Genomic DNA, 21,429 nt, shown 5'->3' on the forward strand with positions numbered 1-21,429 from the left:
CACCACCAAGTCCTTTCGCGCGTTAGGTTGTTGAATGCCGACGGAGTTCACGGACAGACCCCAGGGAGACACCCATGACCGGTGACGCGCTCAGCCAGGATCCCGTCGAGGTGCAGCGGCGGATCGACAGCAGCAAGGCGCATCCGGCCCGGGTCTACGACGTGTTCCTAGGGGGCAAGGACCACTACCCCGCGGACCTCGCGGCGGCGGCCGCCGCGCTGTCCGCGAACCCGACCGGCTTCCTCGACGTTCGGCACAACCGCGACTTCCTGCGGCGCGCGGTGAATTCGCTGGTGAAGGACGACGGCATACGCCAGTTCCTCGACATCGGCACCGGGCTGCCCACCGCGGAGAACGTCCACCAGATCGCCCAGCGCATCGCCCCAGAGTCCCGCGTCGTGTACGTCGACAACGACCCGGTGGTGCTGGCGCACGCGCGTGCTCTGCTCACCAGCGGGCCCGAGGGGCGTACGGACTACATCGACGCGGACCTGAAGAATCCGGCCGCCATTCTCGAACGGGCGGCGAAGACACTGGACTTCGACCGGCCGATCGCGCTGTGCCTGGTCGCGGTGCTGCACTTCGTCGAGGACGAGGAGGCGTACCCGATCGTGCGCGAGCTCGTCGACGCGCTGCCCTCCGGCAGCCGCGTGGTGCTCAGCCACCTCACCGAGGACATCAACCCGGAGAACGTGCGGGCGGTGCAGCGGACGTACACCGAGCGGGGGTTCACGTTCGTGCTGCGTACGCGGGCGGAGGTGGAGCGGTTCTTCACCGAGCACTCGCTGGGCATCGTGGAGCCGGGGGTGGTGCCGGTGCACCGCTGGCGGCCGGATCATGCCGCTCCTGTGCCGGAGCGGCCGGAGGACTCCTATCTGGAGGGTCTCGATCCGATCGAGCGGGTTCGCTACGCGGACATCAACAAGGTGACGGACGCCGACATCAATGTGTACGCAGGGATGGGCACGAAGGGCTGAGGTGGGGCGGGGGTGAGTTTTCTCGCCCCCGCCGCCCCTTCCCGTCCCGTCCCTGGGGGCTTCGCCCCCAGACCCCCATTGCGCAGTTCCCCGCGCCCCTGGGGGCAGACCCCCGTCGCGCCCACGCGGCGGAGCCGCATGTCGACACAGCCCCGCGCCCCTATGGCGGTCAGAGGCGCTCGGGCGTCTGGATGCCCAGCAGGGCCATGCCTCGGTGCAGGGTCGCGGCCGTGATGTCGCACAGGAACAGGCGGTTCTCCACCTGGGCCGGCGAATCGGCCTTCAGGACCGGGCACTTGTCGTAGAACGACGTGTACAGGGACGCCAACTGGTACAGGTACGCCGCCAGCTTGTGCGGGGCGTGCTCGTGGGCCGCCTCCGTCACCGTCTCCGCGAACGCGTCCAGGTGCAGCCCCAACGCCCGCTCGGCCGCCGCCAGTTCCAGCTCCGGGTGCGCCACCGGGCCCACTCCCTCGGGCGCCTTGCGGAGGATGGAGCGGATACGGGCGTACGCGTACTGGAGGTAGACGGACGTGTCGCCGTTCAGCGAGACCATCTGGTCCAGGTCGAACTTGTAGTCCCGGTTCGCCGACGTCGACAGGTCCGCGTACTTCACCGCGCCGATGCCCACCTGGGCGCCCCGCTCGGCGATCTCCTCCTCGGAGAGGTCCTGCGCCTTCTCCCGTACGACGGCCGACGCGCGGTCGATCGCCTCGTCCAGGAGATCCACTAGACGGACCGTCTCGCCCTCACGGGTCTTGAACGGCTTGCCGTCCTTGCCGAGGACCGTGCCGAACGCCAGCTGCGACGCGTGCACGTCGTCGTTCAGCCAGCCGGCCCGGCGGGCGGTCTCGAAGACCATCTTGAAGTGCAGCGACTGGCGGGCGTCGACCACGTACAGGAGCGTGTTCGCCTTCAGGTTGAAGACGCGGTCGCGGATCGCGGAGAGGTCGGTGGCCGCGTAGCCGTAGCCGCCGTCCGACTTCTGCACGATCAGCGGGACCGGGTTGCCGTCCGGGCCCTTGACGTCGTCGAAGAACACGCAGAGCGCGCCCTCGGAGCGCACCGCGACACCCGACTCCTCCAGGAGGCGGCAGGTCTCGGCGAGCATGTCGTTGTAACCGGACTCGCCGACGATGTCCGCGTCCCGGATCTCCATGTCCAGCTTCTCGAAGACGGAGAAGAAGTAGATCTTCGACTCGTCGACGAACTTCTGCCAGGTGGCCAGCGTGTCCGGGTCGCCCGCCTGGAGGTCGACCACCCGGCGCCGGGCCCGGGTCTTGAACTCCTCGTCGGAGTCGAACAGCTTCCGCGCGGTCTTGTAGAGGCGGTCGAGGTTCGACATCGCCTCCTGGCCGGACTCCTGGAGGTTCTCGTCGGCCTTGTGGTCCAGCTCGTGAGGGTGCTCGTCCAGGTACTGGATGAGCATGCCGAACTGGGTGCCCCAGTCGCCGATGTGGTGCCGGCGCACGACGTTCTCACCGGTGAACTCCAGCAGCTGGACCACCGAGTCGCCGATCACGGCGGACCGCAGGTGCCCGACGTGCATCTCCTTCGCCACGTTCGGCTGGGCGTAGTCGATCACCGTGGTGCCGGGGTTCGCGGCCGGGGGCACGCCGAGGCGGCCCGTGTCGTCCGCGTACCGCGCGGCGAGGTTCCCGGTGATCGCCCGGTCGGCGATGGTGAGGTTCAGGAAGCCGGGGCCGGAGACCTCGACGTCCTTGATCAGGTCGCCGGTGGTGATGTGGGCGACGACCTCGGCCGCCAGCTCCCGCGGGTTCGCCTTCGCCTTCTTGGCCAGCGCGAGGATGCCGTTGGCCTGGAAGTCCGCCCGGTCGCTTCGTCGCAGCAGCGGGTCGGCGCCGGCGGCCTCCGGCCGGGTGGCCGTGAGGGCGGACGCGAGCTGCTGCTGGACGGAGTCGGTGAGGGACGTGACCGAGGCCATGGAGTGGCTGCCGTTCTCTCGGGTTCGTGGACTGCTACGAAAGCCGAGTATCCCACGCGGTGAAAAGCGGTTTTCGCGGATGCGGGCCGGGCTGGGAGAATGGAGCGGTCAGCCGTGCGACCGTACCGGCTGTTCGAGCAGAAAGAAGGACGTGCCGATCGTGGCTCAGAGCACCGAGACCACCGACTGGGTCTCCCGTTTCGCGGATGAGGTCATCGAGGAGTCGGAGCGTCGGGCCCCGGGCAAACCGGTCGTCGTCGCGTCCGGACTCTCCCCCTCCGGCCCGATTCACCTGGGCAACCTCCGCGAGGTCATGACCCCGCACCTCGTCGCCGACGAGATCCGCCGCCGCGGTCACCAGGTCCGGCACCTGATCTCCTGGGACGACTACGACCGGTACCGCAAGGTCCCGGCCGGTGTCCCCGGCGTCGACGAGTCGTGGTCCGAGCACATCGGCAAGCCGCTGACCTCCGTCCCCGCCCCCAAGGGCTCCGCCCATCCGAACTGGGCCGAGCATTTCAAGGCCGCGATGACCGCGTCGCTGGCCGAGCTGGGCGTGGAGTTCGACGGGATCAGCCAGACCGAGCAGTACACCTCCGGTGTCTACCGCGAGCAGATCCTGCACGCCATCAAGCACCGCGGCGACATCGACGCGATCCTCGCCCAGTACCGGACCAAGAAGGCCCCGGCGAAGAAGCAGCAGCAGAAGCCGGTCGACGAGGCCGAGCTGGAGGCCGCGGAGGGCTCCGGTGCCGCCGCCGAGGACGACGGCAGCGCGGGCGCCGCCGGCTACTTCCCGTACAAGCCGTACTGCGGCAACTGCGAGAAGGACCTCACCACCGTCACCTCCTACGACGACGACTCCACCGAGCTGACCTACGCCTGCACGGCGTGCGGCTTCTCGGAGACCGTCCGGCTCAACGAGTTCAACCGCGGCAAGCTGGTCTGGAAGGTCGACTGGCCCATGCGGTGGGCGTACGAAGGCGTGATCTTCGAGCCGAGCGGCGTCGACCACTCCTCGCCCGGGTCGTCGTTCCAGGTCGGCGGCCAGATCGTCGGGATCTTCGGCGGCGAGCAGCCGATCGGGCCGATGTACGCGTTCGTCGGCATCAGCGGCATGGCGAAGATGTCGTCGTCCCGGGGCGGTGTGCCGACCCCGGCCGACGCGCTGAAGATCATGGAGCCGCAGCTGCTGCGCTGGCTGTACGCCCGGCGCCGGCCCAACCAGTCCTTCAAGATCGCCTTCGACCAGGAGATCCAGCGCCTCTACGACGAGTGGGACCGGCTCGACGCCAAGGTCGCCGACGGCTCCGCCCTGCCCGCCGACGTCGCCGCGCACTCCCGCGCGGTGCGCACGGCAGGCGGTGAGCTGCCCGGGACGCCCCGGCCGCTGCCGTACCGCACGCTCGCCTCGGTGGCCGACATCACCGCCGGGCACGAGGACCAGGCGCTGCGGATCCTGAGCGACCTCGACCCGGCCAACCCGCTGGGGACGCTGGACGAGGCCCGGCCGCGCTACGACAAGGCCGAGGCGTGGATCAACACCCACGTCCCCGCCGACCAGCGCACCATCGTCCGCGCCGAACCCGACGCCGAGCTGCTGAAGTCGCTCGACGAGCGGGCCCAGCAGTCGCTGCGGCTGCTGCTCGACGGACTCGCCGACAACTGGTCGCTGGACGGGCTCACCCACCTCGTCTACGGCGTGCCGAAGGTCCAGGCGGGCTTCTCCGCCGACGCCACGGCCAAGGAGCTGCCGGCGGAGATCAAGACCGCCCAGCGGTCGTTCTTCGCGCTGCTCTACCACCTGCTGGTGGGGCGGGACACGGGGCCGCGGCTGCCCACGCTGCTGCTGGCGGTGGGGCAGGAGCGGGTGCGGGCCCTGCTCGGGGAGTAGGCCGCTCGGTTCTTACGACGACAGGGGGCGTCCGGTGTCGGCCGGGCGCCCCCTGTCGTCGTACGCCGCCTACGCGATGTGGTCCTCTTCCAGTTCCGTCATGTGGCGCTGCTGGAAGCGTTCGGCGAGGGTCTTCAGCTCGCTCGGGCTCAGCGTCGTGCCGTAGGTCGCCTGGATGTTGTCGCCGAGGACGCGGGGGGTGGGGTAGCTGCCGTCTATCGACTGGCGGAACACCTGGTAGTACGCCTCGTCGTCCGGGTCGGCGGTGGGGGTGCCGCCGCCCTCGCCGAGCTCGCGGGTGCGGCCGCCGGGGACCACCGGGATGGGGAAGCTGCCGGTTTCCTCCGGGGAGGGTTCCTGTTCCTGGAGGGGGGGTTCTTCCTGGTACTGGTCCTGGTACTGCTCGGCGTGCTGCTGCTCCGCGACCCAGCGGGCGTATTCCTCGTCGGGGTCGTAGGTGGGGTCGTAGCCGCCGTGGTATTCGACCGTTTGCGGGTCGCGGGCGTGGAGCCAGGGGTTGCCCGCGGTGTCTTCCTGGTGGTCGGGGCTCTGGTTGCCCTCCAGTTCCAGGCGCTGCTCGCTGGGAGGTGCCGCTGCGCCCACCCGTGCCGCCCCAGCGGCACGACTGCCCGCAGCTGCGTCGGCGCGGCTGCCCGCGGCTGCGTCGGGCGGTGGGGGGATCAGGGCGGGTTCTATGCCTGCTGCTGCCAGGCCGGCGGGGGCCGTGTCGGAGAGGGGGACGCCGTACTTGGCGAGGCGGAGGGGCATCAGGGACTCGACCGGGGCCTTGCGGCGCCAGGCGCGGCCGAAGCGGGAGCGCAGGCGGGCCTGGTAGACCAGCCGCTCCTGCTCCAGCTTGATCACCTGCTCGTAGGAGCGCAGCTCCCACAGCTTCATCCGCCGCCAGAGCAGGAACGTCGGGCCCGGCGAGAGGATCCAGCGGGTGAGCCGGACGCCCTCCATGTGCTTGTCGGCGGTGATGTCGGCGATCCGGCCGATCGCGTGCCGGGCCGCCTCCACCGAGACCACGAACAGCACCGGGATCACGCCGTGCATGCCCACACCGAGCGGATCGGGCCACGCCGCCGCGCCGTTGAAGGCGATCGTCGCCGCCGTCAGCAGCCACGCCGTCTGCCGCAGCAGCGGGAACGGGATGCGGATCCAGGTCAGCAGCAGGTCCAGCGCGAGCAGGACGCAGATGCCGGCGTCGATACCGATCGGGAAGACATAACTGAAGTCGCCGAAGCCCTTTTTCAGGGCGAGTTCACGGACGGCCGCGTACGAACCCGCGAAGCCGATCCCGGCGATGATGACCGCACCGGTGACGACCACGCCGATCAGAACCCGGTGCATCCGTGTCAGCTGCAGTGGCCCGGCCACCCGTACTCCCCTCCCAGTGCGTGTTGTTGCGCGCAACAGAGTGGCACATGCGTGCGGGAGACGGGTGGCCGGTTCTGGTTCAGCGGGCTCAGCTCTTGTCGGAAGCGGGCTTCGAGGCCGAATCGGACGGTTTCGTCGACGCGGACGTGGAGGGCGAACCGCTCGCCGTGTCCGTGCCGTTCGCCTCCGTCACCGAGGCCACCGCCTCCTTGACCGCCTTCTGCGCGTCCTTCATCAGGTCGTCGGCGGACGGCGTCTTGTCACCGGCCAGACCGGCACCGTTGTAGTCGAGGGTGACGACCACGTTCTCCACGCGGGCCACGACCGTCTGCTGCTTGAAGGTGCCTTCCTTCTTCTTCAGGTCGTAACGCACCGCCGTCGCCTCGTCACCGGTCCCGGCGACCGGCTCCGACTTGGTGCCCTTCGCGCCCTCCGCCGACTGGGCGTCCCGGACCTGCTTGTCGTAGTAGTCCTTGGCGAGCTTGTCGCCCGCGCCACGGGTGGTGTCCGAGTCGAAGCGCAGCAGCGACACGTTCAGCCAGCGGAACTGCGAGCCGTCCACACCGTTGTTGTCCAGGCTGCTCCAGGAGCAGCTCGCCCGGGTGGAGATATCGTCGGAGTTGCCCTCCTTGCCCGACTTCGCCTTCGGTGCCAGGTCCTCGAGGGTCTTCTTGGACAGCACCCCGCACGGCTCCGGGAGCTTCTTGTACGCCGCCGCCTGCACGGTCGGGGACGGGCTCGCGGACTTCGAGGCGGAGGCGCTCGCGGCCTTGTCCTTGCCGTCGTCGGAGCCGGAGTCCGAGGAGCAGCCGGCGGCGACCAAGGGGACGGCGACCGCGCAGACAAGGACGCGGGTAAGGCGCTTCACTCGCTGTTGACGCGGGTCTCGCTGTGCTCGTCGCTGCATGGTTCCTTCACTCATGACGCTCGTGTTCCCTGCGGTCGGAACGGGGTCCGAGGGGTCACGGTACGCGTTGAGCCACCCGTGTGGTCGTCCTTCGCGCGCTTCGCGCAGAGGGGTGAAGGGGCCGTGAACGGTGCTCAGCCGCTCAGCGAGTCGGCCAGCTCGGCGGCCAGTTTCCGCGCCCTGTCCTGCATTTCCTTGCTGTCCGGCACGACGCCGACGGACAGCGGCTGCTCCGCGTACTCGATGGTCACGATCACGTTGGACGTGCGGAACGCCACAGTCACCGTCCGCTGCTCGGCGGTCGAACCGGAGCTGTTCAGCTCGTCGTCGAGGAACGCCTCGTCGCCCAGGTCCTCCAGCAGCCGGGGCTGGAGGTCGGAAGGACTGGCGGAGGGCGAGGCCGAACCGGACGACGCGGAGGCGGAGGGCGACGAACTCGCGCCCGTGGAGGGGCTGATGGAGGGGGTGCCGGACTCCGTGGTCGTCACCGTCGGCTCGGGGAGGTGTGCCGCCGCCTGCTTCGTCGCGAAGAGTTCCTGGGCCCTGGTGTCGTCGCTGACGGCGTTGTCGTAGGAGACGACCCGTTCGAAGTCGACCAGCAGATGGTCCGTCGCCGCCGTCGACTCCACCTTCCAACGGCAGCCCACCTTGCGGTCGGTGTCGTAGGTGAGCGTCGCCTCGCCCGCGTACGCCTTCTCGCGCGCTTCCTCGTCGGTCATCTCCTCGACGCCGGGCAGGAGTTGGTCGAGGGTCTCGCCGTCGACCACACCGCAGGGCTCGGGAAGCGTGGCGTACTTGCCGGGCTGGGCCGCCTGGGTCGCCGTGCCGGCGCTTCCCGGGTTGGAGTCGTCCGACCGGCCGCCGTCGTCCGGGCTGCCGGTGCAGCCGGCCAGGACGGCCGCCAGGAGCGCGGCGACGCCGGGTACGTACGCCTTCCGCTGCACGTTCGGGCTCCTCTCGACGGTGGGTGCGGGCCGTGCCCGCCGGGTCCCCCCAGTGTCCCCGCTGGTTAATCGCTTGCCGCACGGGGGCGCCCCCTGGAGACAATGTGTATCGCACGCACTGCCGTGGACGCCGGTCCGTTGTCCCTTTTCGTCGACCTTGGCACCGGTTTTGCGATCCATGACTTCTGTTGGCTTTCGGGGGAATGAGGACGTTATGTCGTACGTGGAACTGCCGGGTGCGAAGGTGCCGATCCGGATGTGGACGGATCCGGCGACGGTGGAGGAGGGCGCGCTCCAGCAGCTGCGGAACGTGGCGACCCTGCCGTGGATCAAGGGTCTGGCGGTCATGCCGGACGTGCATTACGGCAAGGGCGCGACGGTCGGGTCGGTCATCGCGATGCGGGGCGCGGTCTGCCCGGCGGCGGTGGGTGTCGACATCGGCTGCGGGATGTCGGCGGTGAAGACGTCCCTGACGGCGAACGATCTCCCCGGCGACCTCTCCCGCCTGCGCTCCAAGATCGAGCAGGCGATCCCGGTCGGCCGCGGCATGCACGACGACCCGGTCGACCCGTCCCGCTTCCACGCCTTCGCGACGGCCGGCTGGGACGACTTCTGGGGCCGCTTCGGCGGAGTGGCGGACGCGGTCAAGTTCCGCCAGGAACGTGCCACGAAGCAGATGGGAACGCTCGGATCCGGCAACCACTTCGTCGAGGTGTGCACGGATACGACCGGCGCGGTCTGGCTGATGCTGCACTCCGGTTCCCGGAACATCGGCAAGGAACTCGCCGAGCATCACATCGGCGTGGCCCAGAAGCTCCCGCACAACCAGAACCTGGTCGACCGCGACCTCGCCGTCTTCGTCGCGGACACCCCGCAGATGGCGGCGTACCGCAACGACCTGTTCTGGGCGCAGGAGTACGCGAAGTACAACCGCTCGATCATGATGGCGCTCCTGAAGGACGTGGTCCGCAAGGAGTTCAAGAAGGCCAAGCCGGTCTTCGAGCAGGAGATCAGCGCGCACCACAACTACGTGGCCGAGGAGCGCTACGACGGCATGGACCTGCTGGTGACCCGCAAGGGCGCCATCCGCGCGGGTTCCGGCGAGTACGGGATCATCCCGGGCTCCATGGGCACGGGGTCGTACATCGTCAAGGGCCTCGGGAACGCCAAGTCCTTCAACTCGGCGTCGCACGGCGCCGGCCGGCGGATGAGCCGCAACGCGGCGAAGCGGCGCTTCTCGACGAAGGACCTGGAGGAGCAGACGCGGGGCGTGGAGTGCCGTAAGGACTCCGGTGTCGTGGACGAGATCCCGGGCGCCTACAAGCCGATCGAGCAGGTCATCGACCAGCAGCGGGACCTCGTCGAGGTCGTCGCGAAGCTGAAGCAGGTCGTCTGCGTGAAGGGCTGAGGACAGCGGGCCCCCGCTCGGGGGCCCGCTACTTCGCGTGGGTGACCGCGTAGATCATGACGAACGCGACGATGTGGATGCCGAAGAGGAAGTAGCCGAGGTAGTACCAGACGTAGCGTTCGCGCTTCTTCTCCAGGGCCAGGCGGCGTTTCTCGCTGTCGCTGTCGCTTTCCGGCATCACGGCTCCCGGTGGATCTTGGTGTTGGAGGCCTGGGCGCGGGGGCGGACGACCATCAGGTCGATGTTGACGTGGGGCGGGCGGGTCACCGCCCAGGCGATGGTGTCGGCCACGTCGTCGGCCGTGAGGGGATCGGCGACGCCCTGGTACACCTTGGCGGCCTTCTCCGTGTCGCCGCCGAAGCGGGTGAGGGCGAACTCGTCGGTCTTGACCATGCCGGGCGCGATCTCCACGACGCGCACCGGGCGGCCGACGATCTCCAGGCGGAGGGTCTCGGCGAGCACGTGCTCACCGTGCTTGGCGGCGACGTAGCCCGCGCCGCCCTCGTAGGTGGCGTGGCCGGCGGTGGAGGTCACGACCACGATCGTGCCGTCGCCGCTCGCCTCCAGCTTGGGGAGCAGGGCCTGGGTGAGGTTGAGGGTGCCGATGACGTTCGTCTCGTACATCGTGCGCCAGTCGTCCGGGTCGCCCGTCGCGACCGGGTCGGCGCCGAGCGCTCCGCCGGCGTTGTTGACGAGGACGCCGACCGTCTTGAACGCGGTGGCGAACTCGTCGACGGCGGCGCGGTCGGTGACGTCCAGCGGGTAGGCCGTGGCCGCGTGGCCGGCCGCGGTGATCTCCTCGGCGAGCGCCTCGATCCGGTCCTTGCGGCGGGCGGTGAGGACGACGCGGTAGCCGGCCGCGGCGAGAGCGCGCGCCGTGGCGGCGCCGATCCCGCTGCTCGCACCCGTGACGACGGCGATACGGGACGCGGCGGGCGGTACGGCGGTGGCCATGGGCTGCTCCTCGACGGGGCTGGTTCGCGGTGGGGACCTGCCCGGCCAGCATAGGCGGGGACGGCCGGGCGGCGGCGGGGGCGGTGGCCCGGTGGGAGAATGGGACCGTTGGTCCTCCGGGGCAGGAGGTGGGTCATGGGTGAGGCGCGCGAGGTCATGGACCGGCTCACCGCGGCGGTCACCACGGACCTGGATCTGGACGCCGTGGCGGAGCTGTACGCGCGGGACGCGGTCGCCCACACGCCCGAGGCGGGGGAGCTGCACGGGCGGGACGAGATCGTCGAGTACTGGCGTCAGATCACGACGGCCGTGCCCGAAGCCCGGTTCGAGCCGCTGCACACGTTCGAGGTGGGCAGCACCGCCATCGACGAGGGGTGGTTCAGCGGCCGGAACACGGGGCCGTTGCCGTCACCGGACGGCCGGACCCTCCCGGCGACGGGTAAGGAGGTCAGGATCCGCGGGGTGGACATCGCCACCGTCGAGGACGGCAGGATCGTCAGCTACCGGCTGTACTTCGACCAGCTGGCCTTCCTCGAGCAGCTGGGGCTGCTTCCGGAGACCGTGGCCTGAGGCCATGGTCCGGGTCGTGGCCCGAGGTCGTCAGCCGTTGCGCGGGGCCCACATGATCAGGGCCATTCCGGCGAGGCAGACGAGCGCTCCGGTGATGTCCCAGCGGTCCGGGCGGTAGCCGTCGGCGACCACGCCCCACAGGATCGAGCCGGCGACGAAGATCCCGCCGTACGCGGCGAGGACGCGGCCGAAGTGGGCGTCGGGCTGGAAGGTGGCGACGAAGCCGTAGGCGCCGAGGGCGAGGACGCCGCCGGCCGCCCACATCCAGCCGCGGTGCTCGCGCACGCCCTGCCAGACCAGCCAGGCTCCGCCGATCTCCAGTACGGCGGCGAGGACGAACAGGGCGGCGGAGCGGAGGATCGGCATGCGCGCAGCTTCGCACGTGGGTGCGTCACCTGATGGACGGCGCCTGCCGCGGGCGGAGGGTGGGATACATCCGCAGACGCCGAGGAGTGGAGAGGAGCTGCCCATGCCGGGAGACACGCGGCCGCGGCTGCTGGCGGAGCTGGCCGTGGTGTCCCGGCGGTACATGGCCGCCCACGCCCTGTTCAACCAGGCGCTCGCCGACCATCTGGGTCTGCACCCCACCGATGTGCAGTGTCTGAGCCTGCTGACGCTGGAGGGCGGCCCGGTGACCACGGGCCGGATCGCGGAGCTGACGGGGCTGACGACCGGCTCGGCGACGCGGCTGGTGGACCGGCTGGAGCGGGCGGGCTATGTGGTCCGGGAACGGGACGCGGGGGACCGGCGGCTGGTGCTGGTGGCGGTCGTGCCGGAGAGGGCCGCCGAGTTCGGGCGGGTGTGGGAGCGGCTGGGCGGGGGCTGGTTCGCGCTCTTCGACGACCTCGACGACGGCCAGCTCGCCCTGTTCATCGACCATATGAGGCGCACGACGGAGTTCAGCGCGGAGCAGGCCGCGCGGCTGCGGTCGGGCGCCGTCGAGCGGGTGGAATAGTCCGGAAGGGCCGACCGTTCCAGGGGTATAGTTGAACCGTCAACAACCTGGAGGGTGAGCGGCATGCAGTTCGGGATCTTCAGCGTCGGGGATGTCACGCCCGACCCGACCACGGGGCGTACGCCGACCGAGCGCGAGCGGATCAAGGCCATGGTCGCCATCGCGCTGAAGGCCGAGGAAGTGGGCCTGGACGTCTTCGCGACCGGGGAGCACCACAACCCGCCGTTCGTGCCGTCCTCGCCGACCACCATGCTCGGCTACATCGCGGCCCGCACCGAGCGGCTGGTCCTCTCCACCTCGACCACCCTGATCACCACGAACGACCCGGTGAAGATCGCCGAGGACTTCGCGATGCTCCAGCACCTGGCCGACGGCCGGATGGACCTGATGATGGGGCGCGGGAACACCGGCCCGGTCTATCCCTGGTTCGGCAAGGACATCCGCCAGGGCATCAACCTGGCGGTGGAGAACTACGCGCTCCTGCACCGGCTGTGGCGCGAGGACGTCGTCGACTGGGAGGGCAAGTTCCGCACCCCGTTGCAGGGCTTCACCTCCACGCCCCGCCCGCTGGACGGCGTACCGCCGTTCGTCTGGCACGGCTCGATCCGCTCGCCGGAGATCGCCGAGCAGGCCGCGTACTACGGCGACGGCTTCTTCCACAACAACATCTTCTGGCCGGCCGACCACACCAAGCGCATGGTCGAGCTGTACCGGGCCCGGTACGCCCACTACGGGCACGGCACCCCCGAACAGGCGATCGTCGGACTCGGCGGCCAGGTGTTCATGCGGAAGAACTCGCAGGACGCGGTGCGCGAGTTCCGGCCGTACTTCGACGTCGCGCCGGTCTACGGGCACGGGCCCTCGCTGGAGGAGTTCACCGCGCAGACCCCGCTGACCGTGGGCTCCCCGCAGCAGGTCATCGAGAAGACGCTGTCGTTCCGCGAGTACGCCGGTGACTACCAGCGCCAGCTGTTCCTGATGGACCACGCCGGGCTGCCCCTGAAGACCGTGCTGGAGCAGCTCGACCTGCTCGGCGAGGAGGTCGTGCCGGTGCTGCGCGAGGAGTTCTCCAAGAACCGCCCGGCGAACGTGCCGGACGCGCCCACCCACAGCTCGCTGCTGGCCGGCGCGAAGGACGCCCGGAAGAAGGAAGGAGCGGACGCATGAGGCTCGTCGTCGTCTCGGCGGGACTGAGCGTGCCGTCGTCGACCCGGCTGCTCGGCGACCGCCTGGCCGCGGTCGCCGCCCCGGCCGCGACCGCCCCGGAACCCGCACCGGCGGACGTCCAGGTGATCGAGCTGCGCGACCTCGCCGTGGAGATCGCGCACAACTTCACCAACGGCTTCGCGGGACGGGCGCTGGCCGACGCGTTCGACGCGGTGGCGGCGGCCGACGGGCTGATCGTGGTCACGCCGGTGTTCTCGGCGTCGTACAGCGGGCTGTTCAAGTCGTTCTTCGACGCGCTGAGCGTCAGCGACCCCGACGCCCTCGCCGGGAAGCCGGTGCTGATCGCGGCGACCGGCGGCACGGCCCGGCACTCGCTGGTGCTGGACCACGCGCTGCGGCCGCTCTTCTCCTACCTCAAGGCCGTCGTCGTCCCCACCGGCGTCTACGCCGCCTCGGAGGACTGGGGCGCCGAGGGACTGGACGGCCGTGTCGAGCGCGCGGCCGGGGAACTGGCGGCGCTGATGGCCGGGCTGTCCACCACCCGCCCGCTGCCCAGGCGGGACTCCTTCGAGGAGGTCACCCCCTTCGAGGAGCGGCTCGCCGCGCTGCGGCCCGCCGGGTGAGATCCGGGTAAGAAGCGGGCCCCGGCCCTGTCCGCCGGGGCCGGGGGACCCGGGCGGTTGGCACACTGGGCGCGTGCCGCACACCGTTCTGCTCGCCGAAGACGACCGCGCCATCCGCAACGCCCTGGAGCGCGCCCTGACCCTGGAGGGCTACCGGGTCACGGCCGTCGCCGACGGTGTCGAGGCCCTCGCGCAGGCCCACCGCAGCCGGCCCGACGTACTGGTGCTGGACGTGATGATGCCGGGCATCGACGGGCTCCAGGTGTGCCGGGTGCTGCGCGCCGAGGGCGACCGCACACCGGTGCTGATGCTGACGGCGCTGGTGGAGACCGCCGACCGGATCGCGGGACTCGACGCGGGCGCCGACGACTACGTCGTCAAGCCGTTCGACGTCGAGGAGGTCTTCGCCCGGCTGCGGGCCCTGCTGCGCCGGGCGGCCCCCTACACACCGGCGCCCGAGCCCGTGGAGGAGACGAAGCCGAAGCCGGAGACCCCCGGCCGGTTCCTCGAGGCGGCCGGCCTGCGCATGGACCCGCAGGCGCGCCGGGCCTGGCGGGGCGGGCGGGAGCTGGAGCTGACCCGCACCGAATTCGAACTGCTGGAGCTGCTGATCCGGCACGCGGGCGTCGTGCTGGAGCACTCCACGATCTACGACCGCATCTGGGGCTACGACTTCGGCCCCGGCTCCAAGAACCTCGCGGTCTACGTCGGCTATCTGCGCCGCAAGCTCGACGAGCCCGGCGCGCCGCCCCTGATCCACACGGTGCGCGGGGTGGGTTACGTCCTGCGGGAGGGCTGAGTGTCGCCGGGGCGGGTGCCGCGGCGGAGGCTGCGGCTGCTGTCGCTGGGCACCACCTTCGCGGTGGCGTTCGCCGCGGTGACCGCCACCGTCACCGTCCTGGTCGGGCTGCTGTCGTACAACGCGGCCGCCCGGCTGGTGCGGATCGACCAGCAGTCGGTCTTCGACGAGGTCGTGCAGGACCTGCGGCGCGAGGTCCGGGAGAACCGGATGTCGCCGCACGACTTCTCCTCCGCCGCGCCCGGCCACGACCTGGTGCGGCCCGCCCGGACCGACGTCCAGGTGCTCGGGCCGGACGGCCGCGTCGTCGACCCGGGCAACCCCGGGCTGCCGGTCGTCGACTCCGACCGCCGGATCGCGGGCGCCGCCACCGCCGGGCGGGTGGTCGTGCACCTGGACGTCGACGTCGGCGACGACGTCTACCGGGTCGCGACCGTCGCGCTGGGCGGCAGCCGGGGCGCGGTGCAGGTCGCGCAGGAGTTCAGCGACACCGAGGACCTGCTGCGGGCGCTCCAGCGGCGCACGCTGGTCCTGACGGCGGCGGTGGTCGTCGGGGCCGGGCTGTTCGGCTGGTGGCTGGCCCGGCGCATCACCCGCCGCCTGGTCGTCCTCACCAACACCGCCGAGGCCGTCGCCCGTACGCGCAGGCTCGGCATCCAGGTGCCCGTCGCCGGCTACGACGAGGTGGGGCGCCTCGGCCGCGCCTTCGACCGCATGCTGGGCCGGCTCGCCCAGTCCGAGGAGGACCAGCGCCGGCTGGTCCAGGACGCCGGGCACGAGCTGCGTACGCCGCTCACCTCGTTGCGTACCAACATCTCGCTGCTGCGGCGCATCGACGAACTTCCGCCCGACACCCGTGAGGAGCTCGTCGCCGATCTCACCCAGGAGGCCCGTGAGCTGACCGACCTCGTCAACGAGCTCGTCGAACTCGCGGCCGGGCAGTCCGACACCGAGCCGCCGCAGCGGGTCGATCTCGCGGACATCGCGGAGGAGGTGGCGGGGCTGGCGCGGCGGCGCACCGGGCGGGAGCTGGTGGTCGAGGTGAGTGGTGACACCACGACGGACGGGCGGCCGGGGATGCTCACGCGGGCGCTGTCCAATCTCGTGGAGAACGCGGTGAAGTTCGACCGGGACGGGTGGGCTCCGGTGGAGATTCGGGTGGCGGGGCCGGTGCGGGTGGGGGTGGGTGCGGTGCGGGCGGGCGCGGTGCGGGTGGAGGTGCGGGATCGGGGGCCGGGGATCGCCGATGACGATCTGGTCCGGGTCTTCGACCGCTTCTACCGTGCCGCCGACGCGCGGTCCCTGCCGGGGTCGGGGCTCGGGCTGTCCATCGTGCGGGAGGTCGCGTTGGCGCATGGCGGAGCGCCGTATGCCTTCCGGCGGGAGGGTGGGGGGACGGTGACCGGGTTCACGGTGGGCGGCTTGGCGGTGGGGCGGTGAGGGCGGGTGCGGCGGCTGGGCGGGGTGGGTCGCGCTGCCCGGCGCCGGCGGGGTGCCGCTGCGCCCACCCGTGCCGCCCCAGCGGCACGACTGCCCGCAGCTACGGGCGGCTGCCCGCAGTTGGGCGGGGCTGGGGGCGTAAGTGGGCGGTGAGGTGTGCAGGTATGGGGGGAGGTTTGGGTGAGGGGAGGGGTGGGTGGTGACCGAGGAGGAGGCTGCCGCGCTTGCGGCGGTGGATGAGGGGGCCTTGGGGCGGACCTTGATGGAGTTGGTGGCCGTGCCCAGTGTTACTGGGAGTGCCGCCGAGTCGGAGCTTCAGCATCAGTTGGCCGGGCGGCTGGAATGGCTCGGGATGGATGTCGACCTGTGGTCGATGGACCTGCCCGCGCTGCGCGCCGACCCGGACTTCCCGGGCACCGAGGCGCCGCGCGAGGAGGCGTGGGGGCTGGTCGGGACCACCCCCGACGGCGGCGACGGGCCCACCCTGATCCTCCAGGGGCACGTCGACGTCGTACCGCCGGGCGACCTCGCCGCGTGGGACGGTGACCCGTTCGTGCCCCGGGTGACCGGGGACCTCGTGCACGGGCGCGGCGCCTGTGACATGAAGGCCGGGATCGCGGCGCACCTCGCCGCGCTCGCCGCGATACGGACGGCCGGGATACGGCTGCGTGGCCGGGTCGCCGCGCACTTCGTCGTCGGCGAGGAGGACGGCGGCCTCGGCGCATTCGGCACCCTGCGCCGCGGCCACCGCGGCGACGCCTGCGTCATCGCCGAACCCACCGCCGGCACCCTGATCACCGCCAACGCGGGCGCGCTGACGTTCCGGCTCGCCGTGCCCGGCAAGGCGGCGCACGGCAGCTCGCGCGAGCAGGGAGTCAGCGCCGTCGACGCCTATCTGCCGCTGCACCGGGCGCTGGCCGCGCTCGAGACCGAGCGCAACCGCGACCCGGACCCGCTGCTCGCCGAGTACCCGATCCCGTACGCCCTGTCGGTGGGCACGGTGCGTGCCGGGGACTGGGCGAGCAGCGTGCCCGACCTGCTGGTCGCCGAGGGCCGGCTCGGTGTGCGCCTCGGTGAGGACCCGGCGGACGCGCGTGCGGCGCTGGAGCGGTGCGTGGCCGAGGCCTGCGCCGCGGACCCCTGGCTGCGCGACCACCCGGCGACCGTGACCTGGCCCGGCGGGCGCTTCGCCAGCGGCCGGCTGCCCGAGGGGCACCCCCTGCCGGACGTCGTCCGGGGCGCCCACGCGGACGCCGTGGGCGGGCGGCCGGGCTCCCGGCTGCGTGAGCGGGGAGCGACGTACGGCAGTGATCTGCGGCTCTACACCGGCGCCGGAATTCCCACGCTCCAGTTCGGCCCGGGGGACATCGCGGTGGCCCACAGCGACCGCGAACACGTCTCCCTGCGGGAGACGGCGGAGGTGGCGCGGGCCCTGGTGCTGACGGTGCTGCGGACGGTGGGGACGAAGTGAGGGCGGCGGCTTGTCCGCCGTTCCGGGGCCGCACTACCGTGCCGATGTGGATCTCTTCTCGCGTTCGTGGACGGCGCTGCGCGCGGCGGTGGCGGAGCTGCCCGACGAGGCCTTCGCGCGGCCGTCCGGGTGTACCGGCTGGCTCGTACGGGACCTGGTCTGCCACCTGGTCATCGACGCGCAGGACGTCCTGATCACTCTGGCGACCCCGGCCGAAACGGAACCGACCCGGGACGCGGCCACCTACTGGGAGGTCTCCGGCACACCGCCGACCGGTGACGACCCGCTCGACGCGCTGACCGTCCGGCTGGCCGCCGCGTACGAGGACCCGGCGCTGCTGAGGTTCCACCTCGACGACGTGGGCTCCGCCGCGGGCCGGGCCGCCGGACTCGCCGACCCCGCCCTGCGGGTCGGCACCCGCGGCGAGGTCCTCACCGCGGGCGACTACCTCTCGGCGTACGTCCTGGAGTGGACGCTGCACCACCTCGACCTGGTGGCCCACCTCCCGGGCGTCCCGGGACCGCCCGCGGAGGCCCTCGCCGGGGGCCGGGAACTGCTGGAGCGGATCGCCGGGGCCGCGTTCCCCGCGTCGTTCTCCGACACGGACGCCCTGCTGACCGGGACCGGCCGGCGTGCCGTGACCGACGCGGAGAGGGCCGAGCTGGCCGAGTCGGGCGTGCGGGTGCCACTCGTCCTCGGCTGACGGCGCCCGCGCGTCAGTGGCTCCCGGTGAGTTCGCCGCTCAGCGTCCGGTGGATCCGCGCGCTGGGTTCGTTCAGCCCGACGATCTCGACGGTCTTGCCGCGCTGTGCGTACTTGGTCTCGACGGCGTCCAGCGCGGCCACGGACGAGGCGTCCCAGATGTGGGCGGCGGACAGGTCGATGACGACCCTGTCGGGGTCGGTGCCGTAGGAGAACTGGCCGACGAGGTCGTTCGAGGACGCGAAGAACAGCTCGCCCGTGACCCGGTAGACGACGGTGCCGCCGTCGGGGTCGGTGACGGCGGTGACCTCGGCGAGGTGGGCGACGCGCCGGGCGAAGACGACCATCGCGGTGATCGAGCCGACGACGACGCCGATCGCGAGGTTGTGGGTGGCGACCACGCACACGACGGTGACCACCATGACGGTGATCTCCCCGGCCGGCATCCGCTTGAGCGTCCTCGGGGCGATCGAGTGCCAGTCGAACGTGGCGAACGACACCATGATCATGACCGCGACGAGCGCCGCCATGGGGATGTCGGAGACGACCGGCCCGAAGACGATGCAGAGCACCATGAGCAGGGAGCCCGCCAGGAACGTCGACAGCCGGGTACGGGCGCCGGACACCCGCACGTTGATCATCGTCTGGCCGATCATCGCGCAGCCGCCCATGCCGCCGAAGAGGCCGGTGACGATGTTGGCGACGCCCTGCCCGATGGACTCCCGGGTCTTCGAGGAGCGGGTGTCGGTGATGTCGTCGACCAGCTTCGCCGTCATCAGCGACTCCATCAGACCGACCAGGGCCATGGCGAACGCGTACGGCGCGACGGTGGTGAGGGTGTCGAGCGTGAACGGCACGTCCGGCAGCCCCGGCACGGGCAGCGAGGACGGCAGCCCACCCTTGTCGCCGACGGTCGGCACCGCGATCCCGGCCGCGAGCGTGATGACGGTGAGGATCACGATGGACACCAGCGGCGCGGGCACCACGGTGGTGACCTTCGGGAAGAGGACCATCAGCGCAAGGCCGGCGACGATCAGCGGGTACACGGCCCACGGCACGTCGGTCAGCTCCGGGACCTGGGCCATGAAGATGAGCACGGCCAGGGAGTTGACGAAGCCGACCATCACGCTGCGCGGCACGAACCGCATCAGCTTGGCCACCCCGAGCGCGCCCAGGACGATCTGGAGGACACCGGCGAGGATGACGGCGGCGACGAGGTGGCCGAAGCCGTGCTCGCGGTTGAGCGGGGCGATCACCAGGGCGACGGCACCGGTGGCCGCCGAGATCATGGCCGGCCGGCCGCCGACGATCGCGACGGTCACCGCCATGGTGAACGAGGCGAACAGACCGACCGCGGGATCGACCCCGGCGATGACCGAGAACGAGATCGCCTCCGGGATCAGCGCCAGCGCGACCACGAGACCGGCCAGCACCTCGGTGCGCAGCACCTTCGGGTCGGAGAGCCAGGGCGGGCGACGGGAGCCGCGCAGCAGGGCGGAGGGGGACAGTGCGGAGGAGGACAAGACGAGGGGAACCTGTCTGGAAGACTTGGGGAACGGGAGACCCGGCAGACCACCCGACGGGTGATGCTCGAGGGCGAAGACTCCACGACTCTACCCTAACGTTAGGGTAGGGATCGGCGTCGGCTGCCCGCAGACCGCAGAGAGACGAGGACGGCACCCCGCGTGAGCAGCGAGCACATGCAGATCGGCGAGGTCGCCGCACGGACCGAGCTGTCCCTGCGCACGATCCGGCACTACGAGGAGACCGGGCTCGTCATTCCCTCCGCCCGCTCCCAGGGCGGGTTCCGCCTCTACACCGAGGCCGACGTCGCCCGTCTGATGGTCATCCGGCGGATGAAGCCGCTCGGCTTCTCCCTCGACGAGATGCGCTCCCTGCTGGAAGCCACCGACCGCCTCGACTCGGACGACGAACTGCCGCCCGAGGAGCGCGAGGCCCTGCTGGACCGCATCCGCGGCTTCGAGCAGGCGGCCCAGCGACGGGTCGAGGACCTGCGTACGCAGCTCTCCCGCGCGGAGGAGTTCGCGGCCGACCTGTCCCGGCGTCTGACCCGCTCTCCCCTGGTCCCGAACAGCGGGGGGTGAGGGCGGGCCCCGCGGGACTCGCCCTCACCGGCGGGTCAGCCCTCGCCGAGCAGCTTCCTCATCTGCTCGATCTCCGCGCTCTGCGAGGCGATGATCTCCCCGGCCATCTTCTTGGCCGGTCCGTAGGAGCCGTCGGCCCGCTCGGTCTCCGCCATCTCGACCGCGCCTTCGTGGTGCTTGATCATCAGCTCCATGAACGCGGTGTCGAAGGCCTTCCCGGAGGCGCTCTCGAGGCCGGTCATCTCCTCCTCCGTCATCATCCCGCCCATGCCGTGCAGGGAGTGGTCCATGGCGCCCTCGGCGGGCACCTCCTCGCCCCAGGACGTCAGCCAGCCGGACAGCGTCCGGATCTCCGGGTCCTGGGCCTTCCTGATGTCGGCGGCGAGCTTCTTCACCTCCGCCGAGGCGGCCCGCTCGGGCGCGAGGTCCGCCATTTCGACGGCCTGGCGGTGGTGCGGGATCATCCCCTTCGCGAAGGCCACGTCGGCCGCGTTGTGCTGCCCCTGCGACGCGGGCGCCGACGAGGTGGCGGTGGTGGCGCCGTGGCCGCCGTGTCCGGCCGAGCCGCCCTCGTCGCCGCCACAGGCGGCCAGGACGAGCGCCGCCGCTCCGGCGGCGGCGACGGCGACGGTACGGCGGACGAGTGAATGCTTGCGGATCATGGTGGTGCAACTCCTTGACGCACGCCGGTCACGGCGCGCGGTGGAATGGATACAGGGCGCGCGAAGGCACGGAGCGATGCCGTGCGGGCCGCCCTATATCCGCAGGAGTTGCAGCTCGGAGAGGTCGGGCGGGGCGCGCCCGTCGTGCGCGGACGCGGTGAACGCCGCGGTGGGGGCAGGGCCGGCGGGAGCGTCCCGCACCACGCCGACGAGCGCAGGCGGGGTGTACGTCGTTCCCGTACCGGCCGCCGCGCACGTTCCGTCGGCGTGATCGAGATGCCCCGATCCGCCGTCCGTGTGCGCGCATGCGCCGTCCGCGTGAGGCACGCCGTGCGGTGCGGCCGCCACCATGGCGTGGCCGGCGTCCGCGTGTGCCGTGGGTACCCCGCCGGGGGCCAGGCCGTGCATGCCCACCACACCGGCCAGCACCGCCAGTACCAGCAGCACGAGCAGCCGCCCCGCGGGGCGGCTGCTCGATCGGGCACTGGTGGTCACGCACCCATCGTACGGATGGCCCCGCGCCGGT

General features: G+C 71.4%; 22 protein-coding genes. 12 read left to right on the forward strand and 10 right to left on the reverse strand.

Annotated elements, in window-relative coordinates; genetic code table 11:
- Positions 1-74 precede the first annotated feature (74 nt).
- Positions 75-977 carry an SAM-dependent methyltransferase gene (locus tag ACZ470_RS03770; protein WP_468424114.1) on the forward strand — a complete coding sequence of 301 codons (903 nt, stop codon included), beginning with the start codon at positions 75-77 and terminating at the stop codon, positions 975-977.
- Positions 978-1,146: 169 nt separating this feature from the next.
- Here the strand turns inward: ACZ470_RS03770 and argS are convergent, their stop codons facing one another.
- Positions 1,147-2,922, reverse strand: coding sequence for an arginine--tRNA ligase (gene argS / locus ACZ470_RS03775; protein WP_468424116.1), 1,776 nt, complete (start codon positions 2,920-2,922; stop codon positions 1,147-1,149).
- Positions 2,923-3,073: 151 nt separating this feature from the next.
- Here argS and lysS point away from each other — a divergent pair, with 151 nt between their 5' ends.
- The gene (lysS, locus tag ACZ470_RS03780) at positions 3,074-4,816 is read left to right on the forward strand and encodes a lysine--tRNA ligase (RefSeq protein ID WP_468424118.1); all 1,743 of its coding nucleotides are present in this window, start codon (positions 3,074-3,076) and stop codon (positions 4,814-4,816) included.
- A 69-nt stretch (positions 4,817-4,885) separates the two neighbouring features.
- On the opposite strand, the gene ACZ470_RS03785 is transcribed toward lysS, so the two are convergent.
- From ACZ470_RS03785 to ACZ470_RS03795, 3 genes are all read right to left on the reverse strand, one after another.
- Positions 4,886-6,196, reverse strand: coding sequence for a DUF2637 domain-containing protein (locus ACZ470_RS03785; RefSeq protein ID WP_468424120.1), 1,311 nt, complete (start codon positions 6,194-6,196; stop codon positions 4,886-4,888).
- An 88-nt stretch (positions 6,197-6,284) separates the two neighbouring features.
- Positions 6,285-7,118, reverse strand: a complete 834-nt coding sequence (locus ACZ470_RS03790; RefSeq protein WP_468424122.1) for a DUF3558 family protein — start codon at positions 7,116-7,118, stop codon at positions 6,285-6,287.
- A gap of 119 nt (positions 7,119-7,237) precedes the next feature.
- The gene (locus tag ACZ470_RS03795; protein WP_468424124.1) at positions 7,238-8,047 is read right to left on the reverse strand and encodes a DUF3558 domain-containing protein; all 810 of its coding nucleotides are present in this window, start codon (positions 8,045-8,047) and stop codon (positions 7,238-7,240) included.
- Positions 8,048-8,261: 214 nt separating this feature from the next.
- Between ACZ470_RS03795 and ACZ470_RS03800 the strand changes: the two genes are divergently transcribed.
- Positions 8,262-9,455, forward strand: coding sequence for an RtcB family protein (locus tag ACZ470_RS03800; RefSeq protein WP_468424126.1), 1,194 nt, complete (start codon positions 8,262-8,264; stop codon positions 9,453-9,455).
- A gap of 28 nt (positions 9,456-9,483) precedes the next feature.
- Here the strand turns inward: ACZ470_RS03800 and ACZ470_RS03805 are convergent, their stop codons facing one another.
- Both ACZ470_RS03805 and ACZ470_RS03810 read right to left on the reverse strand, forming a co-directional pair.
- Complete coding sequence (locus ACZ470_RS03805; protein WP_468424128.1) at positions 9,484-9,633, reverse strand: hypothetical protein; 150 nt, start codon at positions 9,631-9,633, stop codon at positions 9,484-9,486.
- Entirely contained in the window at positions 9,633-10,409 is a 777-nt protein-coding gene (locus ACZ470_RS03810) for an SDR family NAD(P)-dependent oxidoreductase (protein WP_468424129.1), read from the reverse strand. Before ACZ470_RS03810 ends, ACZ470_RS03805 begins: the two co-directional genes overlap by 1 nt.
- Positions 10,410-10,544: 135 nt before the next feature.
- Between ACZ470_RS03810 and ACZ470_RS03815 the strand changes: the two genes are divergently transcribed.
- The gene (locus ACZ470_RS03815; protein WP_468424130.1) at positions 10,545-10,979 is read left to right on the forward strand and encodes an ester cyclase; all 435 of its coding nucleotides are present in this window, start codon (positions 10,545-10,547) and stop codon (positions 10,977-10,979) included.
- A 30-nt stretch (positions 10,980-11,009) separates the two neighbouring features.
- Here ACZ470_RS03815 and ACZ470_RS03820 read toward each other — a convergent pair whose 3' ends face one another.
- On the reverse strand, positions 11,010-11,345 hold the full coding sequence (locus tag ACZ470_RS03820; RefSeq protein ID WP_383346145.1) for a YnfA family protein: 336 nt from the start codon (positions 11,343-11,345) through the stop codon (positions 11,010-11,012).
- A gap of 103 nt (positions 11,346-11,448) precedes the next feature.
- Here ACZ470_RS03820 and ACZ470_RS03825 point away from each other — a divergent pair, with 103 nt between their 5' ends.
- The 7 genes from ACZ470_RS03825 to ACZ470_RS03855 all read left to right on the forward strand — a co-directional run bounded on the left by ACZ470_RS03825 (position 11,449) and on the right by ACZ470_RS03855 (position 18,137).
- Positions 11,449-11,934: a MarR family winged helix-turn-helix transcriptional regulator gene (locus ACZ470_RS03825; protein ID WP_468424131.1), complete on the forward strand. Its 486-nt coding sequence runs from the start codon at positions 11,449-11,451 to the stop codon at positions 11,932-11,934.
- Positions 11,935-11,997: 63 nt separating this feature from the next.
- Positions 11,998-13,101 carry an LLM class flavin-dependent oxidoreductase gene (locus ACZ470_RS03830; protein ID WP_468424132.1) on the forward strand — a complete coding sequence of 368 codons (1,104 nt, stop codon included), beginning with the start codon at positions 11,998-12,000 and terminating at the stop codon, positions 13,099-13,101.
- Entirely contained in the window at positions 13,098-13,724 is a 627-nt protein-coding gene (locus tag ACZ470_RS03835; protein ID WP_468424133.1) for a CE1759 family FMN reductase, read from the forward strand. Before ACZ470_RS03830 ends, ACZ470_RS03835 begins: the two co-directional genes overlap by 4 nt.
- A gap of 73 nt (positions 13,725-13,797) precedes the next feature.
- The gene (locus tag ACZ470_RS03840) at positions 13,798-14,523 is read left to right on the forward strand and encodes a response regulator transcription factor (RefSeq protein ID WP_468424134.1); all 726 of its coding nucleotides are present in this window, start codon (positions 13,798-13,800) and stop codon (positions 14,521-14,523) included.
- The gene (locus tag ACZ470_RS03845; protein WP_468424135.1) at positions 14,524-15,963 is read left to right on the forward strand and encodes a HAMP domain-containing sensor histidine kinase; all 1,440 of its coding nucleotides are present in this window, start codon (positions 14,524-14,526) and stop codon (positions 15,961-15,963) included.
- 262 nt (positions 15,964-16,225) lie between these two features.
- Entirely contained in the window at positions 16,226-17,434 is a 1,209-nt protein-coding gene (locus tag ACZ470_RS03850; protein ID WP_468425160.1) for an ArgE/DapE family deacylase, read from the forward strand.
- Between the two features lie 46 nt (positions 17,435-17,480).
- Positions 17,481-18,137 (forward strand): maleylpyruvate isomerase N-terminal domain-containing protein, encoded by a 657-nt coding sequence (locus ACZ470_RS03855; RefSeq protein ID WP_468424136.1) that lies wholly within the window; start codon positions 17,481-17,483, stop codon positions 18,135-18,137.
- 13 nt (positions 18,138-18,150) lie between these two features.
- Here ACZ470_RS03855 and ACZ470_RS03860 read toward each other — a convergent pair whose 3' ends face one another.
- Positions 18,151-19,659, reverse strand: coding sequence for a SulP family inorganic anion transporter (locus ACZ470_RS03860; protein WP_468424137.1), 1,509 nt, complete (start codon positions 19,657-19,659; stop codon positions 18,151-18,153).
- Between the two features lie 162 nt (positions 19,660-19,821).
- Between ACZ470_RS03860 and ACZ470_RS03865 the strand changes: the two genes are divergently transcribed.
- Complete coding sequence (locus ACZ470_RS03865) at positions 19,822-20,241, forward strand: MerR family transcriptional regulator (protein WP_468424139.1); 420 nt, start codon at positions 19,822-19,824, stop codon at positions 20,239-20,241.
- Between the two features lie 35 nt (positions 20,242-20,276).
- Here the strand turns inward: ACZ470_RS03865 and ACZ470_RS03870 are convergent, their stop codons facing one another.
- Together ACZ470_RS03870 and ACZ470_RS03875 are read right to left on the reverse strand one after the other, a co-directional pair.
- Positions 20,277-20,903 carry a DUF305 domain-containing protein gene (locus ACZ470_RS03870; RefSeq protein WP_468424140.1) on the reverse strand — a complete coding sequence of 209 codons (627 nt, stop codon included), beginning with the start codon at positions 20,901-20,903 and terminating at the stop codon, positions 20,277-20,279.
- Between the two features lie 93 nt (positions 20,904-20,996).
- Complete coding sequence (locus ACZ470_RS03875; protein WP_468424141.1) at positions 20,997-21,398, reverse strand: DUF6153 family protein; 402 nt, start codon at positions 21,396-21,398, stop codon at positions 20,997-20,999.
- Positions 21,399-21,429 lie beyond the last annotated feature (31 nt).

The sequence above is a fragment of the Streptomyces sp. NPDC031111 genome (assembly GCF_055570675.1).